Below are 17,122 nucleotides of genomic sequence, written 5' to 3'. Positions count from 1 at the left end.
AACGCATGGCAGATACAGCACGCGTCGCGGTCGTAACAGGGGCATCGTCGGGGATTGGGGAGGCGTCGGCAAGAGCATTGGCTGCCGATGGTTGGCATGTCATCGTCGGCGCGCGCCGCGTGGATCGCCTTGAAGCCCTAGCCAAGGACATCGGCGGTGAGGCCTATGCGCTGGACGTGACCTCGGACGAGTCCGTCGCGGAGTTCGCCTCCCATCTGGACCGCGTGGACCTGCTGGTCAACAACGCCGGCGGCGCGAAGGGCCTAGAGCCCCTCGTGGAGACCACCATCGAGGATTGGCAGTGGATGTACGAGGTGAACGTCCTCGGCACCGTGCGCATGATTCAGGCGCTTATGCCCAAGCTGGAGGGTGGCCTCATTATCAACATGGGCTCTGTCGCCGGCTGGAACGTCTATGAAGGCGGCTCCGGTTACAACGCCGCGAAGCATGGCGTGCGCGTGATTTCTCGTGCGCTGCGCATTGAGGAGCATGGCGTCCGCGTTACCGAGCTTGACCCCGGACGCGTAGCCACGGAGGAGTTCTCCCTCAACCGCTTCCGCGGTGACCAAGCGCGCGCGGAGGCCGTCTACGATGGCGAACTTAATCTCACCGCGGAGGACATCGCCGAGGCTGTGCGCTGGGTGGCGTCCCTGCCGGAACATGTCAACATTGACACCATGACGATTAAGCCGCGCACGCAAAGTTAAATTATCTGTTTCGCTGCAGGTGAGATGCTTCCTACACTGACGTGCGTAAATATCAACGCATGTGAACGTGGGGGTGTTAAGTGGCTCTCAGCGCCCTAGTGGCCTTGATGGGTGTGTGGTTCGCGGCGATGGCCTCGCCGGGACCGGATGTGGTGCAGATAATTCGTTTAGGTGCGCGTTCCACGCGCGCTGCCGTATGGGCAGCCATTGGCAGTACGACAGGCTTGGTGGTGTGGACGGTGGCCTCGCTGGCGGGGTTGACTGCGCTGATTTCGACGCATCCTGTCATCCTCGTAGCACTGCAGGTTGCTGGTGGTGGCTATCTGCTGTGGATGGCTTCTTCTGCCATTAGCGGTGGCATTAAGGAGCGTCGGGCGCCGGCGACTGTGGTGGGCACCGAAAAGAGCGCCCCACAGCCGCGCGGATTTACCCCGGACGGGATCATCAAACTAGGTACCGCGTACCGCATGGGCTTGGTCAGTGATCTCTCTAACCCCAAGGTGGTCATTTTCTTCGGCGCTATCTTTGCCAATTTTATTGACCCCGGCATGGGATTCGGCGCCAACGCCTTGGTGGGCTCCGTGCTTATCGTTGAAAGCCTCATGATTTTTGTCGGCGTCGCGCTGTGCACCCGTGCGGTGTCGAAGTGGATGTCGAAGAACTCAGCTAATGTAGATATCTTCAGTGGCGTGGTGTTCGCGCTGCTTGGTGTGATCATTTTGGCTGAGGGCATTCGCGGGGTCCTGGCTCTCTAAGCGCACTTGTGGCTGGGTATGCTGGGCGGCATGCTAGACGTCTCAATTAGGGGAGAATCCATCAAGCTCGGCCAGTTCCTCAAGCTGGCCTCCTTGGTCGCTACCGGGGGTGAAGCCAAAGAGCTCATCGAGCAAGGCCAGGTTACGGTCAACGGCGAGGTTGTCACACAGCGCGGGGCCACGCTCGCGCTTGGCGACGTCATCTGTGTCGCTGACACCTGCGCCCGCGTCGCCGCCGAGGACGACGACGATGACTACTTTGACGAAGCCACGGCAGACGATGACTTCGACCCGGAGAAGTGGAGGAACCTCTAATGCCAGCTTTTGAAGCAGAAGTGGGAATGCCCTACTGGATTACTCTGGCCTCCTCCGATGTGAAGGCTTCGGAGAAGTTCTACTCGGCCGTGTTGGGCTGGGAGTTTGAGGAGGGCATCGCCCGCCTGCAAGGCCTGCCCATTGCGGAGATTGTTCCTGGTCAGGACACGTGGGCTACGTACTTCCTCTCCCGCGATCTGGAGGCCGATTGTGCCCGAGTGGAGAAGCTCGGTGGAAAGATCTTGGCGCTGGGCGCGCCGCTGGCCCTTGTGCTGGATAACACCGGCGCCATGTTCGGCCTGGTGCAGCCGGAACTCGATCGCTTCGTTGCCGGCGGCGAGCCGGGCACCCCGGTGTGGCATGAGCTGGCAGTCTCTGAAAACTTCCGTTCCGCCTTGGACTTCTACGGCGAGCTCTTCGACTGGGACATCCGCGGCGACGAGGAGTACGCCCTCGCGGAGGAGGAAGGTGCTGCCTTTGCTGGGTTCTGGAAGGCCGAGGGCTTGCCCAGCTTCTGGCAGACCTACCTGGGAGTGAGGGACGTCGACCAGGCGGCGAAGGCCGTTGTGGACAACGGCGGCGAGGTTATTCGTGAGCCTTATGAGTCTCCCTTCGGCCGCCTGTGCCTCATCGCGGATTCAACAGGCGCGACCGCCACCTTGTGCGAGGTGGAAGACGCCCCCGATGAGCCCATCGAGATCTAAAGAACAACAAATGAGCACCGACACGCGCGTGGATGATGTGCGGGCAGTCGTGCGCCGCATCCCGCCCGGCAACGTCTCCACCTACGGTGAAATTGCCAAGGTGGCTGGCGTGGGCGCACGCTATGTGGGGTGGGTGATGTCGAAGGGAGCTGACCTGCCCTGGTGGCGCGTGGTCAACAGCACAGGCCGTACCCACTCTTCTGCTGCCCAGGACCACTGGGATGCGGAGGGGATTCCACACAACGGAAATCGTGTAGTGCTGGCGGAGTGTGGGCTGGATGCGGGGGATCTGGGGGACGTCGGCAAGCATGCCCCATAAGTGAAAGGACACGTGATGCGCGCCTGGTTTTTCCTCACCGTCGCCATCCTCAGCGAGGTCACCGCGACGCTGTGTCTCAAAGTAGCGCTGGAGCACCCGGTGGTCTACGGCGTCGTGGTGGTGGGCTATATCGTGGCCTTTTCTTCGCTGCACCAGGTGCTGCGCTGCGGCATGCATGTGGGCGCGGCCTATGGCATCTGGGGTGCCACGGGTGTGGTCCTCACTGCGGGGCTGTCCGCGCTCTTCTTCGGCGAGCAGCTCACGCCGCTCATGCTGGTGGGCATGGGCTGCATCATCGCTGGCGTGGCCTGCGTGGAGATGGGTGGGCGTGAGCAGAAGACAGAGCTGACGGAGGTGACGCCGTGACCTGGCTTGCTCTTGCCATCCTCATCGAAGTAGCAGGAACGCTGGGTTTGCGCATGCTGGCCGTGCACGGCCACAAGGCGTGGATTGCGTGGGTCGTGGTGGCGTACGTGTCCTCTTATGCTTTCTTGTCGCTCGCGCTGCGCGCGGGCATGCCGCTCGGCGTGGCCTATGGCATCTGGACCGCATCCGGCGTCGCGCTCACCGCGCTGGCCTCCTATGCGCTGTTCCGCGAGCCGTTTACGTGGCTCAAAGGACTGGGCGTGGCGCTGATTATTGGGGGAGTACTCCTTGTGGACATGGGGTAAACGCTGTGGCGAGGACTAGGCTGTGACGTGTGTTGACAAAAACTGGAGCTTTCGCGCTCGCCCTCACCGCCACCCTCGCTGCTGCGCCAGCAGCCCAGGGCATGACCTTTGACCCAAACAAGGTTCCGCCGCGCACGCAGATGACCGTGCGCTATGCCGACGGCAACGTCGTCTCCACGCCCAACAGCCACGAGTCACGCCCAGCCTTGAGCCTGGTGAAGTTGTACCTGGGCACGTGGGTGCTCAAATACGGTGCGCCGGAGGACAAAGCCCGCGTGGAGAACATGATTCGCTTCTCCGAAGATGCCACTGCGGGTGACCTGGAGCGGAAATATCCGCAGGCTATCCCGTCCATCATCGCGGAGTATCACCTGGGAGAGACCCACCACAACGGCTACTGGGGTCAGACCACGACGTCAACAGAGGATCTCGCGCACTTCGTGGGCGTTATTTCAACGGATCCGGCTGCCGCTCCCATTATGAAGGGCATGGCCACGGCAGCGCCCGCAGCGGCCGATGGTTACCGCCAAGATTTCGGCACCGCGCAGATACCCGGCATTCTGGGGACGAAGTTTGGCTGGTCGGATGACCGCCAGGTGCATGCCACCGCTTCCTTTGGCCCGGGCTATACCGTGGCGGCGAACACCTATGGCTCCCCAGCCGACCTCACCGCGGATGTCCTTGGGGCCGTCGAGGTCCTGCCCGCAGCACCCCAGGTGCCCGCGCCACCAGCCGCGCCGACGCCGCAGGACCTGCGCGATCGAGCCTACGAGGAGCTAAGGTCTATGATGAATTTTTCGTCATAGGGTTGTCAGAGGATTTTGTGACTGAAATACCGAGCGATATCTGGGGATGAACAATATCGATCGCTAAAATTTGGAGAATCTTCGAAGAATATTCAAGAAGGACAACCAAAAGAATTTGATAGTGTTGGGATATGGAACTTACGTATAACGCTAGAATTTAAAGATTAAAAATTTACTGCGATATTATATTTTATCTAGAAACAAATGCTTTGACTCTCATTCGGGACGAATTAATATGTACCGAAGAGAATTCTACGGGAGTTGTGGAATTTGTTGCGGTGTAAGTTCGTTGTTCCATGTGGAGAAGTGCAGTGTTCTGAGGAACTTTCAGTAAGCTAGCTATTCGGGAGCTTGCATTGACGGCTGACAACAAGCGCTCCCCTTTGCCAAGGCGGGATCCGAGTAGATCTTCCATCTTGTCAAAAAGGGCAATTTTGTCGAAGTTGTAATCGGAAATCTCGGGGTCTACTCCTTTTTCTCCAATAAGTACCGTATTCTCGAGATATGCAATAGGCCCTTCGTTGTCGCTGCGGACTCTTTGTAATTGCAATGCAGTAATTGGTTCTTTAAGGCTAAATTTTGCCAGCCACTCTTCGGAACTTAGTGTCACAATTTTGTGGGAAATAGTTGAAGTGGTGAAATCGATGTTTTGTTCACGGAGTTCGTCTGCAATCGTCCCGAAGGCTGTAGTCATTGAAGTCTCGATTGGCGGATTGGAAACGAAAGTTCCGCGCCCGTGCACTCGAGACAAGATGCCTTCTGAAGCTAGATCATCTACTGCGCGTCGTAGAGTGCCTCGAGCGATCCCTAGTTCAATTGCAAGGGCTGGCTCTGACGGAAGCTTCGTGCCTGGGCTCCAATGGCCTGAAGCAATTTTCGTGCGCATGAAGTCTGAAACTTGGATGTGAAGCGGCTGGGGCTCGCTTTTGTTAGGGAAGAAGTCTGGGGTTTCCAAGGGACAAATCTTTCGTTTGCTGTCGACAGAACAACTATAAACTACGTGCGCAAACTCAAAAAATTGGAAAAGATGTCCATGGATGTCTATTTATTGGTAGGGTTGCAAGTGGCGCAAAGCTTATCCATCGCTCGGTGTGATGTGCGGCGCATTAGTCTCTACTGGTGACAAAAAGGAATGGCTATGAAACTTCTGGTAGTAGGAGGGTATGGCATTGGGTTGAGCTTCTTCACCAAACGTGCTCCGGCCGATGGTGAAACAGTTAGTGGAGCCCGTATGAGTGAAGAGCACGGCGGAAAGGGATCTAATCAGGCTGTTGCAGCCTCGCGTTTAGGGGCTTCAGTAGGGCTGATGACTGCCCTAGGGTCGGACAAATTTGCTGAGCAAGCGAAGAAAATGTGGCAAAAGGAGGGCATAGAAAGCATTCACGTAGATCAGCTAAATGGTTCAACCATGATGGGTTGCGTCATAACTGATAGTTCAGGAGAAAATCGGATTATTATTGCCGATGGTGTTCTTGCTGATTACAGCGCTGGCCATGTGCGCCAACACGAAGAAGCGTTCCGGGAAGCGGATTGTGTGCTCGTATCATGTGAAATTCCTTTGGAAGCTGTGCGATCGGCCATCGAAATGGGGCGGAAACACGGATGTTTGGTGATTCTTAATCCGGCGCCTGCGCCCAAGCTTTCGGCGGAAGATTGGAAAAATATCGATGTGGTTACCCCAAATCGTACTGAAGCCGTACAGCTACTTAGGGACTTCGATCCTGCACGTGTAAGTAAAGACCTGCCTTCGAGCGTGCTAGCTGGGAGGGTCAGCGAAGCATTCGACATAGACGTGGTGATGACGAATGGAGGGCAAGGTTGTCTCGTTGCAACGTCCGAATTGAAGGGAGAAGCGACAACAATTTTCCCGGTTGAGCCAGAGCGTGTAGTAGATACGACCGGCGCAGGCGACTCTTTCAACGGTGCACTTGCTACAGCCATGTTGGCGGGGGTGAGTGCTAAAGAAGCGGCAAAGTTCGCAGTACACAATGGTGCATTCACTGTTGAAAAGGAGGGGGTGATTACGGCACTTCCCACCAAAGACCAGCTGAAACGACGGTACGGAGTTGAAGCTCCAAAAACCAACCACAAGTAAATCCGAAAAGCACTAGGAGGAAAACATGTCCGAAATTATCGCCCCTAAAATGATTACTAAGCCAGAACAACTTGCACCATACATTCAGCACACAAAAATTGGAATTGGAACGACTAGGGAACAGTCGATCCAGCATGCAGAAGAAGCAGCAAAGTATGGTTTCGATGCAGCAATGGTGGCTGGTTCATGTGTGCCGATTACGGCCGAGGTGCTGCGTGGCACTGGCATCGAAATTGCGTCAGCCTTGGATTTCCCTACTACCGGTGTGATGACTTCGCGGGGTAAGGCGGCAGAGGCTGAAGAATTGGTTCGTCTGGGCGCTACTCAAATTGACATTGGTGTGCAAATTGGGTGGCTGAAGGATAAAGAATACACCAAGTTTCGAAACGACATTGCTGGTGTCGTATCTGCGGGTGTTCCAGTGAAAGTAATGCTTGAACTTCCCCTGCTATCACTCGACGAGCGAAAGGTTGCTGTGGAACTGGCGGTCGAGGCAGGAGCCAAGGTGCTGAAAAACGCTTCCTCTGGCGCTGTTGAAAAGGCCAGCGTTGAATCGATTAAGTTTCTAAAATCGCTTGCCCCTGAGGGAGTTCAGGTCAAGGGATCGGGTGGAATCTCAACATTTGAGCATGCGCTTGAGCTTCTGAAAGCAGGCGCCGACCTTGTAGGATCCTCAAATTCCATTGCAATTGTGAGCGGGAACGAAAATGGTGCAACTAGTTACTGAGAGAGAGTCTCAAATGGGTAAAAAGTCTTTCATATTGGACACTGATACGGCGCAAGATGATTGCGTAGCCCTTCTGCTTGGTCTTTTGGATGGAGATGCTTCGCTCGAAGCAATAACAATGGTTGCAGGTAACGTAGGGTTCAAGCAGCAAATTCGAAACGCTCATTTGACGCTCAATTGCGCTGGAAAACTAAATGAAGTGCCAATTCATGTCGGGTGCTCTCGTCCTATGTTGCAGCCCTGGGCATCTGCTGAGAATGTCCACGGCGATGGCACTGGAGGCTTGACCATGGATTTTTCAAATTGCCGAGTCCAGGATGAGCATGCTGTCGATGCACTTCTTCGAATTACATCCGAGCAACCGGGCGAAGTATCAATTGTTGCAATCGGGCCGTTGACGAATATCGCAACAGCAGTTGTTAAAGATCGAAGCTTCGTCCAAAATGTTAAATCTCTGTACATTATGGGTGGTTCGAATAATGGCAGAGGGAACATAACGTCTTGCGCAGAATTCAACTTTTATGTTGACCCAGAAGCTGCAAGTATCGTCCTGAATGCCGGATTTGAGGATATCGTCATACTTCCTTGGGATCCGGTAACGCTCAAGGATGCAACCATCACGCGTCAGGTCTACGATAGCAAAGCAAACTTCAACACTCCGGTTGCAAGTTTCTTCAAGGCTGTCTGCGATACGACCCTAGCCTTCAATGAGTCGGTAGGGATCGATGGATCGACCCACCCTGATTCGATGACTTTGGCGACACTTTTACATCCGGAAATCGTGCTCGAATCGAACCTTTACCGTGTTGATGTCGAAACTGGTTCACAATTGACTAGAGGGTATTCCTCTATGGCTTGGTCTAAGTTTGAATTGGCGCCCAACGCAACTGTTATTGAAAAAGTAGACCACGAGGCGTTTTTCTCTCTCGTCGATCAGATACTGTCGACGGAAACGAAGCCGAATCAGAAAACTTGGGTGCAGTGACATGGAGACCACAACTCACGTTCGCACTGTCGTCGATGATGTGCGGGGGAAGTCAGCCAGCCCTGTTTTGGTTCTGATTTCCTTGATATTGGTGGTAGCGAGTTTTCAGTTAAATGCAACGATGTTGTCGCCGGCTGTTACTGATATGGCGGACGAGCTCGGGACCAACGTTGGTGTAGTGGGTTGGAGCTCCACCATATTTCTCTCTGTGGCCGCTGCTTTGGCGATTTTCTTGCCACCATTTTCGGACTTAGTGGGCAGAAAGAAGATCCTCATTTTGTCGGTCGCGGTCATGTTGGCTGGAACAGTGATTGTTCTACTTGCGACCAGCCCTTTTGCTCTAATCGTTGGTCGTGCTCTACAGGGCTTCGTAGGGGCAACCTTTGCATTAAGTAACCTTACGCTACACGCTATGCTAGATCCTAAGAAATATGGATTGTACGTCGGCATCATTGCGGCAATGAATGCTGGAGTTGGCGGCGTCGACACTCTAATCGGCGGTGTAATCGTCGATTTATGGGGATATAAGGGAATCGTCTGGGTTATTTTTGCAGTTGCCCTGCTGGCACTTGCCTTAGTGATTTTGTCGGTCCCTGATTCTCGGGTTGAGGGTGCTGGGGCCATGGATTGGGTCGGAGCATTTACGCTAACGGGATCATTGTGGTGCGCAAATATGACGCTTACCCTAGGATTCTCAGCGACTGGCTGGACAAGTCTCTGGACTATTCTGTTTATCGTATTTGCTGTCATTTTCTCCGTTGCTTTCTTTTTTCAAGAAAAGAAAGCAGAGGTGCCCTTGGTCAGTTTGCAAGAAATGAAATCCCGCACAACCTGGGGCCAGCTCGGAACTACCTTTTTTGCTCTTGCTTCGGCATTTTCAACGTTACTCTACATTGTGCCGGCCTTCTCCCAGGATGAAGCTGGTTTTGCTATGTCGGGTACTAAGTCGGCTTTGCTCTATTTGATGCCATTTTCGCTATTGGGTTGGGCTCTTTCACCCTTGGTCGGTAAGGTTGCCCCAATAGTCGGCTATAGGAAAGTCTTGCGGCTCGGTCTTCTTGGCTCGGTCGTTTTGATTGCGGGTATGTGGTTTGGCGGATTTGCGCATGAGTGGTCGCTTTTCGCTCTATCGTTCCTAATGGGTGCAACATATGTCGCTGGGACGAATACCCCATTAAATACGACGGGCGTCTTATATGCGAGTGCAGAGCGGCCTGGTGTTCTCCCAGGTCTTACATCCGCCGCATTTAATCTAGGGGCTGGTGTCGGCACTGGTGTCATGGCCTCGATTGTTTCGAAGTCGATTAATGCTGGCGACGTTAGCGGAGGGTATCGTACTGCTTTGCTTGTTGGTTTGGTGTGCGCTGTTGCTGCCTTGTTCTGCTCGTACTTGATGCCACCCAAGATTAGCGAAGACATCGTAGTCTAAATATGACTATATGCGCCTTATGCGGCTGAAACCTTAACTCGATTCTCCTTCGGTTTCTTCTGCATACAGTTCACTGCAGGCTCACTGCTCCCGGCGAGTGTGAATAGGTGTCATCGGCCTTGGCAAGGCGGTGGGCGCGGATGCCAAGGTAGATGACCAACGGGTACATGATGAGTGCCACCAGGATGTACTGCGTAATCAGCTGCCAGGTCGCATCCCACATGTAGTTCCACGCGAAGTGGAGACAGAAGGAGACGAACAGCGCGCCCACGCCGATGCCGAGGCGCCACCACCAGGGCTTATGGGCGGCATAGATAGCCCAGCCAATGCCGAAACCGGCGATGGCCGTAAAACTCATGTGCAGGCACGGACCTGCCACGAGGCGCAGGCCCCACATTTGCAGCATGCCAATCCAGTCCGAGGTGGGGTGCATCAAGGCGCCCATGGAAGCGTAGAGGGTATTTTCTAAGACTTCGAAGCCCCAGCCCACGAGCGCGCCCACGATAAACCCGTGCCAGGGGCGGTTGAGCTGGCGGAAGCTCAGCAGGACGAAAACCACGCCGAGGGCCTTGGCGAATTCCTCCGGATAGGCGCCGCCCCAGGACATCATGGACTCCTCCCAGCCGATGCCGACGCTGAGATCGGTAAGTGGCGTGGCGGTAAGTAACGCGAGAGATACCGCGGCGCCGGCGCCCCACAGCACGCTTGCCGACGCCCACCCTTTCCCCGGCCGCGCCCACATCGGACTCCGGCTCCACAGGAAAAGGCCCAGTGCGAGGAAGCCCACGCCGATAAGCACGCTGACTAGGCCTGGCAGCGGCGCGACGAAGAAGGTCACGGCTAGGTTGAGCAGTGACCACGGCAAGCACAGGCCAATGATGATCCACAGGGTGACTCGGAAAATCTTGCTCATCGGAAGGCCTCCATAAACTGTTCGGCGAGATCGGCGGGCTCACCATCGGAGAAGATGATCTGATAGTTGAGGTCGCCTTTGGCGACGCTGAAGGCGTAGATCGGAACGACGTCATACGTTCCAAGGACAAGGATGCCGTCCTGATCCGTGACCTCCGATTCCGCCGGCATGCGTCCAAAGGATGTGGCGCGTACCCCTCGGCGCAGGGCGAGAGCATCGTCATCGACGCCCTCGGTCACATAGGCCTCGACCAAGGTATCGCCACAGTCCCACGCCTGGTTGGCCATGGAATCATGGTTGACGCTGCACTTGAGGCCGTCGATGGGCTGGCGCCAGTCGGGGTCATCCAGCACCACGTCTTCAAGCTCAGGTTCCTGTTCTGGCAGGGCCAGGCTCAGCACTGCGGGCGTACCGAGGACGAGGACGGTTGCGCCCAGCACCGCGAAGAAGGGCCCTGTCATCTTCGCCGGCGGGAAACGATAGGAAGTCATGGGCACCACATTAACGCGTGCTTCTGACATAGAGTGAAGTGCATGAAGGATCTGTACCAATTTGTTAATGGCCCCTGGATTGAGTCCCACGTGATCCCCGATGACCGCGCCGTCGATGGCACGTTCCACGCGCTGCGCGACGAAGCCGAGGAGCTCGTCCACGAGATTGTCAAGGAGGACACCGGACGCCCCGGCACCCTGTATGCCTCCCACATGGATACCGAGGGTGTGAACGCTGCTGGCACCGCACCGCTGGCCGCCGATCTAGACAAGCTGGTTGCCGCCACCCCGGAAGAGCTGGCCCACAACCTGGGCAAACTCGAGCGCGAGGGCATTGGCGCTCCGGTGACGTTCTGGGTGGAGAAGGACTCCGGCTCCGAGGAGGCGGTGGCCTACATTATTCAGTCTGGCCTGGGTCTGCCCGATGAGGCCTACTACCGCGAGGAGGCCCACGCGGAGATCCTGGATGCCTATGAAAAGCACGTGGCTACCATGCTGGGCTTCCTTGACCCAGCGCGCCTCTTCGGCCTCGGCGCGGAGGCAGCTGCAACCCGCATCGTGGCTCTGGAGAAGGAGATCGCGGCCGGGCACTGGGATGTGGTGGCCGCCCGCGATGCGGTGAAGACGTACAACCCGGGGGACGTCGATAAGCTGCCGAGCATTACCCGTGCCATCCTGAACGGTGGGGGCCTGCCCGAGCACCGCGTGGTGGCCATGATGCCCTCCTACTTTGAGCACCTCGAGGGCCTGTTTACCGTCGGCCGTATGGCGGATTGGCAGCTGTGGGCCACGTGGCACATCCTGCTCTCCCGCGCGCCGTACCTTACCGAGGAGATTGGCCGTAAGAACTTCGAGTTCTATGGCACCACGCTCTCTGGCGCCACAGAGCAGCGCGATCGCTGGAAGCGCGCCGTGGGCTTGGCGGAGAACATGGTGGGCCAGGAAATTGGCAAGGTCTTTGTGGATAAGCACTTCCCGCCCTCCTCGAAGTCGGAGATGGATGAGCTCGTGGACTACCTCACGGCTGCCTACCGCGAGCGCATCTCCCAGCTGGAGTGGATGACCCCTGCCACTCGCGAGCGCGCGTTGGAGAAGCTGTCCCAGTTCAAGGCCAAGATTGGCTACCCCGACACGTGGCGCGACTACTCTGACCTGGAATTCTCGCCGAAGGGCGCGGACCTTGTGGCCAATGTGCGCGCAGGTAGCGCCTGGAACCACGACTATGAGCTGGCCAAGATTGGCAAGCCGGCTGATCGCGATGAGTGGTTCTCCACCCCGCAAACCGTCAACGCCTTCTATAACCCGGTGGTCAATGACATCACTTTCCCGGCCGCCATCCTGCGCCCGCCGTTTTATAACCCGGACGCAGATGCCGCGGAGAACTTCGGCGCGATTGGCGCGGTCATCGGCCATGAAATCGGCCACGGCTTTGACGATCAGGGCTCGCAGTATGACGGCCAGGGCAACCTCAATTCCTGGTGGACCGAGGAGGACCGCGCCGCTTTTGAGAAGCTCACCGCCAAGCTCGTGGATCAGTATCAGGGAAAGGTGCCGAAGGTGCTTGAGGGCACCGATTCCGCGGGTGTGAACGGCAGCTTTACCCTCGGAGAGAACATCGGTGACCTGGGCGGACTCGGCATCGCCGTGGTGGCCTACAAGAACTACTGCGCAGACAAGGGCCTAGACATCAACGGCCAGGTTGCGCCGTTCGAGGCCGAGGGTGCCGAGCCGGAACTGGCGGAGCACGAGTACACCGGCCTGCAGCGTTTCTTCCTGGCATGGGCGCGGGTGTGGCGCACGGCTATCCGCCCAGAGATGGCGACCCAGTACCTTGCCATCGACCCGCACTCCCCGGCGGAGTTCCGCTGCAACATTATTGCGGACAACATTGATGAGTTCTACGAGGCTTTCGATGTGGAGGGCGGCATCGCGCCGGAGGAGCGCGTCACTATCTGGTAGTACCCTTGGGGGCCATGAGTGAGTGGACCATCGGCGGCCAAGACCGCCAGCTAACGCCGGAACAGCAGCTGGAGCAGCTCTCCTCCTACATGGAGGTGCACTACCCGCTGCCGGACTTCCGCCCACCGTGGACCGGTGGTGGCTCGCCGGAGGCGGATCGCTATTGCGCACTGCTGCCGGACCGTATCGTGCAGGCCTCCATGATGGTGCTGGGCTCTGCGGTGGATCATTCGCTGCCCGGAACCGCCTTCACGGAGGGCGTGACGGTCACGGAGTCTGAGGTCGGCGCGGTCTTTACCCCGTCCGATGCTGACGGCAGCCGCTGGGCGGTATCCCTGCATTCGGGTGGCTGGTGGCGCGGTGATGGGCAGGCACTGGAGATGCAGTGGCGCCCTGAGGTTGCCGCGGCGGCGCAGCTGTCGGGCACGACCATCATTGATGTGGACTATCCGCTCGCGCCCGAGCACACCGTGGCGCAGATGGTCGAGTCCGTTCAGAAAGCCATCGACTATGCCCGCGCCCAGGGCGCTGAGCACGTCACGGTGTGGGGTTATTCTTCCGGCGCGGCCCTTGCGGCGCTGGTGCCTGCCGACGCCCTCCTGGCCACCTACCCCGACTTTGGCGCCCTAGCCAAGCTGCCGGAGGATATCCGCAATAACTACGCCATTGACGTGGAAAAGCTCCCCGGTGTTTACTCGCGCATCCTTGTGCAGACCGCGCTGCAGGACGAGATTGCTCAGCGCGTGGAGATCCCCGGGGCGGAAACAGCCGAGTACGTGTCGATGCACCGCATCTCCACCCCAGCGGTAGCTCGCCAGCGCATTACAGAGGCGGCGGAGTTTTTGAGGTCCGCCGTCTAAGAGGCTCGAGATTTACTGCTCCCACTCGGGGCGAATTTTCATCTCTGAGTTCTTCCACAGCCCGGAGCGCTGGATGACCTCGAGGTCGATTTCCGCCTCCGCTGGGGCCTCGCCCAGGGAGTTGGTGCGCAGCTCGTATTTCTCAATCGAGCCCCAGTCGCGCGCCCAATCGTTGGTGAGGTAGCTCGGGATCTCGTAGGAATAGTTCACGGCCTCCGCTGTGGCCATCGCACCGCCACCGGAGAAGGACTGGAAGTCCGTCAGGGAGGTCTGCGCGGCGGCGTCGGGAAGAATGCGGAACTCCGGAATCTCCGTCACGCCCGCAAAGTGGTCAAAGGTCCGCTGGCATGGGAACTGCAGCGCCACCGACCAGTCCAGCAGGGCCGGGGTCTCGGCATTGAACTGCGAGTTGATAGAGGCCAGCTCCGGAACGCGCGGCGGGGTAAATGCCATCCAGTCGTCCTCGTCGGTGGAATCATCAACCGCAACGAGGCGCACAACGTTGGCCTCCTCAGGAAGGTCCTTGCGGGCGATGCGGAGGTTGCGCCACTTGGGGGTTGCGCCGACGTCGGAAAGCTCGGCTTCACCTTTGTTCGTCACCGTGCCATCCTTGAGCGTGCCGTACTCCAAGGTGAGTTCGGTGCCCTCCTGCTCCACGCCGTTGACATCATGGTGGTAGATCTTGCCGGCGGCGGACACCGCCAGAACGGGGGTGTCCTCGGTCTCCTCCGGCAGGTTGTACCACTGTGTCGTGATGGTGGCGGTGGAGCGCTGGGATTCCGAATAGGACCCCATGACCGGGACCTTCGTGTAATCCAAGTTGAAGGGCAGGTGCATCTCCGAACCATTCACGCCGCGGGTACCACGCACACCACCCGCGGAGGAATCGGTGACCTCGGTGGCCTTCTCCTCGTGTTCGGCGGTGCCGGTGGTGGTGGCCTCCTTCTGTTCATTGGAGGTGGCGGCGCTATCCCCGGTGCTGTTCGCAATGGCGCCTACCGACGCCGAGTTGAGGTTCTCCGGCTCGATATCCTCCTTGATCAGGTTGGGGCCGAAACCGTAGTTGTCTTCCTTCTTGTCAACGAGTGAATCCTTGAACTCGCCCTTGACGGGCGTGAGGAAGGCGTCGTTGGTGTTGGTCTCCACCAGGGTGGAATCTGCCAGTGAGCAGGTGTCTCCACGCAGGGACGCCAGGTTGCCCTTGCCCACCGAGTAGGAATCTGCTTGGGCCACATAGCCTTTGGCAAAGGAAGCGCAGGAGAACGCCACGATGAGGGCGCAGGCGATAGCGATCGGCGCTGACATAGCCCCAGCCCAGCGCGAAACCTTGGCCGCGGACGCCTTCTCAAAGTCTTCGAGTGTGCCGTTGGCCTCGGCCTTGTTCTTGCGGTAATCGTGGATGAGTGACTGGTACAGGCCAATCGCCAGTACCACCATGCCGATGGCCAGGACGACGGTATTGGCCTCAATAGCCTTGAACTGGACGGTGCGGTCCCACCACGGGATGCCGAAGGAGGACACGTACCACCAGGCATTCCAGCCGCCCAACGAGATAGCCATGAGGAAAATGACCGCGGCGATGGAGAAGGTGCGTGCACGGGGCGAGCGCAGGGCGATCTGGGAGAGCACCACGGAGCCGAGTGCAGCGATGACACCGGCAATACCTGCATAGATACCGAAGTGGTGCGTCCACTTCGTTGGGGTAAACATGAGGAAGAAAGCCGAGAGCGCCATGATGGCCAGCAGGCGCTGGGTAGGTCCGACCTCCGCGCCGACCACGCGGTGGTTCTTGATGAAGGCGTAAATGATGAGCGCCAAGCAGAAAATCATGGTGAACATGGCAAAGCGGCGCGTGAGCGAACCATCCACGGAAGGCTCAAAGAGCGTGGCGTAGCGCACGAACTCGGAGTACCACGGCAGGGAGGGGCCGACCTGGGAGCGCACGCGTGTGGACTCGAGGACGCTGGCCAGGGTCTGGTCCCCAAAGGCCGCCACCATAACGGCCGTGCCGCTGGCGAGGAAAGGCGCAATGAGAGCCGGCCAGCCCACCTGCGGGGCGCGCTCGCCCATGATGCGGAAGAGCGCCGGGAGGCAGACCAGGAAGATTCCCACGGCGGTGAGGCCCGTGGGGCCTGCCGCCAAGGTAATGCTGGCCACGATGGTGCCCACGGCAGCAGGCAGAAGGCGGTGCGTGGAAATCGCGCGTTCAAAGGAAGCCCAGGTCACCATGACGCCCAGCGCCACGATGGGCTCGGGGCGAATGCCGTTGTTGTAGGGCAGCCAGAAGGCCAGGAACATTAACGCCGCGGTCCAGTGCGCGAGGCGCCGGTCATTGACGCGACCGCCAAAGCGCGGCAGCATCTCCCGGGAGAGGATAAACCAAATGATGAGCGCGGAGATCAGCGATGGCAGGCGCACAACAACAGATGTGCTGGACAGCTGCGCGAGCCAGGCGACGAGGTCATAGTAGGGCGCGCCAAACGGTGCCTCAGGAACGCCGTACCAGCGGTAGTAGTTCGCCATATAGGTCGCGTGATCCGAAACGCGGCCCATGGTGAGGATGAAGCCATCGTCCGACGTGTTGGAGCCGAAGATGTACCACCAGCCCAGGACTGCGGCCACAACGCCGTCGAGCGGGCGGATCTGCGTCCACGTCTCCGGCATAAAGCCGAAGCGCTTGCCGTCGAGACGGTCGATGCGCCACAGACATACAAGGCTGATCACGACCATGGCCAAGCCCAGCCACATGGCGATGAGCTTCAGTGCTGTTGGTGACGAGGTGAAGCGGGAGTTGACCTCCACGTGGATGCGCAGGTCGCTGTCCAGCGCCTGCAGGTTCTCCGGAGTGTTATCGATCTCGGTGTAGACACCGGTGACCTGCGGGCGCAGGTCCTCCTCGGAGGTCTTCGAGTACGTGCCCAGTGAGACAGTGGTGGCCTCTTCGGTGGAATCGATGCGGAGGGAGGCGTCGTCAGGCAGCTTGGCCACCTGCTCCGGGGTAAGGGAGAACACTACTTCATCGAGGCTGGTCACCGACAAGCCATCCTCGCCGGCACGGACGAACATGCCGCGGTTGGAGGCCTTCTTCGACTCCGGCGGGATGGTGCCGTAGAGCAGGTCCTGGCCATCGCGCAGCTTGTCGACGGCCACCAGTGGGATCTCTGCTTCAATCTCCTCCGGCGCCACTGAGATGAGCGGTGCGTTGATGGACTGCAGGGAGTCCTGCTGCGGCCAGTCGAAGGAGGACTGGGTCTGATTGACCGGCAGCAGTGGCGTGGCTACAAAGCACAGGAAGCCGATGAGTCCGGCGATGATGGCGGTGAGCCGCAGGGACTGCGGTGCTGAGGTTTTCCTATCTGACACGGCGATCAGTCTACGTCACTGCC

The 17,122-nt window shown here is 58.3% G+C and carries 18 protein-coding genes; 14 read left to right on the top strand and 4 right to left on the bottom strand.

Annotated features, from left to right (window positions below; translation table 11 throughout):
- The first annotated feature begins 5 nt into the window (after positions 1 to 5).
- The 8 genes from M5J09_RS11470 (at position 6) to M5J09_RS11435 (ending at position 4,277) form a co-directional block, all read left to right on the top strand.
- Positions 6 to 707, top strand: coding sequence for an SDR family oxidoreductase (locus M5J09_RS11470; protein WP_257157945.1), 702 nt, complete (start codon positions 6 to 8; stop codon positions 705 to 707).
- A gap of 80 nt (positions 708 to 787) precedes the next feature.
- Positions 788 to 1,462 (top strand): LysE family translocator, encoded by a 675-nt coding sequence (locus M5J09_RS11465; protein WP_257157944.1) that lies wholly within the window; start codon positions 788 to 790, stop codon positions 1,460 to 1,462.
- 30 nt (positions 1,463 to 1,492) lie between these two features.
- Positions 1,493 to 1,777 carry an RNA-binding S4 domain-containing protein gene (locus M5J09_RS11460; RefSeq protein WP_144790752.1) on the top strand — a complete coding sequence of 95 codons (285 nt, stop codon included), beginning with the start codon at positions 1,493 to 1,495 and terminating at the stop codon, positions 1,775 to 1,777.
- On the top strand, positions 1,777 to 2,481 hold the full coding sequence (locus M5J09_RS11455; RefSeq protein ID WP_257157943.1) for a VOC family protein: 705 nt from the start codon (positions 1,777 to 1,779) through the stop codon (positions 2,479 to 2,481). The genes M5J09_RS11460 and M5J09_RS11455 overlap by 1 nt, the downstream gene beginning before the upstream one ends.
- A 10-nt stretch (positions 2,482 to 2,491) precedes the next feature.
- The gene (locus M5J09_RS11450; protein WP_042528736.1) at positions 2,492 to 2,800 is read left to right on the top strand and encodes an MGMT family protein; all 309 of its coding nucleotides are present in this window, start codon (positions 2,492 to 2,494) and stop codon (positions 2,798 to 2,800) included.
- Between the two features lie 15 nt (positions 2,801 to 2,815).
- The gene (locus M5J09_RS11445; RefSeq protein ID WP_257157942.1) at positions 2,816 to 3,166 is read left to right on the top strand and encodes a multidrug efflux SMR transporter; all 351 of its coding nucleotides are present in this window, start codon (positions 2,816 to 2,818) and stop codon (positions 3,164 to 3,166) included.
- Positions 3,163 to 3,471 carry a multidrug efflux SMR transporter gene (locus M5J09_RS11440; protein ID WP_257157941.1) on the top strand — a complete coding sequence of 103 codons (309 nt, stop codon included), beginning with the start codon at positions 3,163 to 3,165 and terminating at the stop codon, positions 3,469 to 3,471. Before M5J09_RS11445 ends, M5J09_RS11440 begins: the two co-directional genes overlap by 4 nt.
- A gap of 29 nt (positions 3,472 to 3,500) precedes the next feature.
- Positions 3,501 to 4,277 carry a hypothetical protein gene (locus tag M5J09_RS11435; RefSeq protein ID WP_257157940.1) on the top strand — a complete coding sequence of 259 codons (777 nt, stop codon included), beginning with the start codon at positions 3,501 to 3,503 and terminating at the stop codon, positions 4,275 to 4,277.
- Positions 4,278 to 4,467: 190 nt separating this feature from the next.
- Here M5J09_RS11435 and M5J09_RS11430 read toward each other — a convergent pair whose 3' ends face one another.
- Positions 4,468 to 5,232, bottom strand: coding sequence for a GntR family transcriptional regulator (locus tag M5J09_RS11430; RefSeq protein WP_257157939.1), 765 nt, complete (start codon positions 5,230 to 5,232; stop codon positions 4,468 to 4,470).
- Between the two features lie 183 nt (positions 5,233 to 5,415).
- Here M5J09_RS11430 and M5J09_RS11425 point away from each other — a divergent pair, with 183 nt between their 5' ends.
- Genes M5J09_RS11425 through M5J09_RS11410 form a run of 4 tightly spaced genes read left to right on the top strand, consistent with a single transcriptional unit; the run spans position 5,416 to position 9,513 of the window.
- A complete protein-coding gene (locus M5J09_RS11425; protein ID WP_257157938.1) occupies positions 5,416 to 6,372 on the top strand; it encodes a ribokinase in 957 nt (318 codons plus the stop codon).
- A gap of 25 nt (positions 6,373 to 6,397) precedes the next feature.
- On the top strand, positions 6,398 to 7,099 hold the full coding sequence (deoC, locus tag M5J09_RS11420; RefSeq protein ID WP_257157937.1) for a deoxyribose-phosphate aldolase: 702 nt from the start codon (positions 6,398 to 6,400) through the stop codon (positions 7,097 to 7,099).
- Positions 7,100 to 7,112: 13 nt separating this feature from the next.
- Positions 7,113 to 8,084 (top strand): nucleoside hydrolase, encoded by a 972-nt coding sequence (locus tag M5J09_RS11415; protein ID WP_257157936.1) that lies wholly within the window; start codon positions 7,113 to 7,115, stop codon positions 8,082 to 8,084.
- Position 8,085: 1 nt separating this feature from the next.
- Positions 8,086 to 9,513, top strand: coding sequence for an MFS transporter (locus M5J09_RS11410; RefSeq protein WP_257157935.1), 1,428 nt, complete (start codon positions 8,086 to 8,088; stop codon positions 9,511 to 9,513).
- A 70-nt stretch (positions 9,514 to 9,583) separates the two neighbouring features.
- Here the strand turns inward: M5J09_RS11410 and M5J09_RS11405 are convergent, their stop codons facing one another.
- Positions 9,584 to 10,426, bottom strand: coding sequence for a PrsW family intramembrane metalloprotease (locus M5J09_RS11405; RefSeq protein WP_042528742.1), 843 nt, complete (start codon positions 10,424 to 10,426; stop codon positions 9,584 to 9,586).
- Complete coding sequence (locus M5J09_RS11400; protein WP_070536845.1) at positions 10,423 to 10,917, bottom strand: hypothetical protein; 495 nt, start codon at positions 10,915 to 10,917, stop codon at positions 10,423 to 10,425. The genes M5J09_RS11405 and M5J09_RS11400 overlap by 4 nt, the downstream gene beginning before the upstream one ends.
- 42 nt (positions 10,918 to 10,959) lie before the next feature.
- On the opposite strand from M5J09_RS11400, the gene M5J09_RS11395 reads away from it, so the two are divergent.
- Positions 10,960 to 12,876 (top strand): M13 family metallopeptidase, encoded by a 1,917-nt coding sequence (locus tag M5J09_RS11395; protein WP_042528746.1) that lies wholly within the window; start codon positions 10,960 to 10,962, stop codon positions 12,874 to 12,876.
- Between the two features lie 14 nt (positions 12,877 to 12,890).
- The gene (locus tag M5J09_RS11390) at positions 12,891 to 13,736 is read left to right on the top strand and encodes an alpha/beta hydrolase (RefSeq protein ID WP_257157934.1); all 846 of its coding nucleotides are present in this window, start codon (positions 12,891 to 12,893) and stop codon (positions 13,734 to 13,736) included.
- Positions 13,737 to 13,748: 12 nt separating this feature from the next.
- Here the strand turns inward: M5J09_RS11390 and M5J09_RS11385 are convergent, their stop codons facing one another.
- Positions 13,749 to 17,099, bottom strand: coding sequence for an arabinosyltransferase domain-containing protein (locus M5J09_RS11385; protein ID WP_257157933.1), 3,351 nt, complete (start codon positions 17,097 to 17,099; stop codon positions 13,749 to 13,751).
- Between the last annotated feature and the right edge of the window lie 23 nt (positions 17,100 to 17,122).

The sequence above is a fragment of the Corynebacterium sp. BF-R-2 genome (genome assembly GCF_024586525.1).
GTDB lineage: Bacteria > Actinomycetota > Actinomycetes > Mycobacteriales > Mycobacteriaceae > Corynebacterium > Corynebacterium singulare.
Note: the sequence above shows the minus strand (reverse complement) of the source record. Positions and strands in the feature narration are given on the sequence as shown.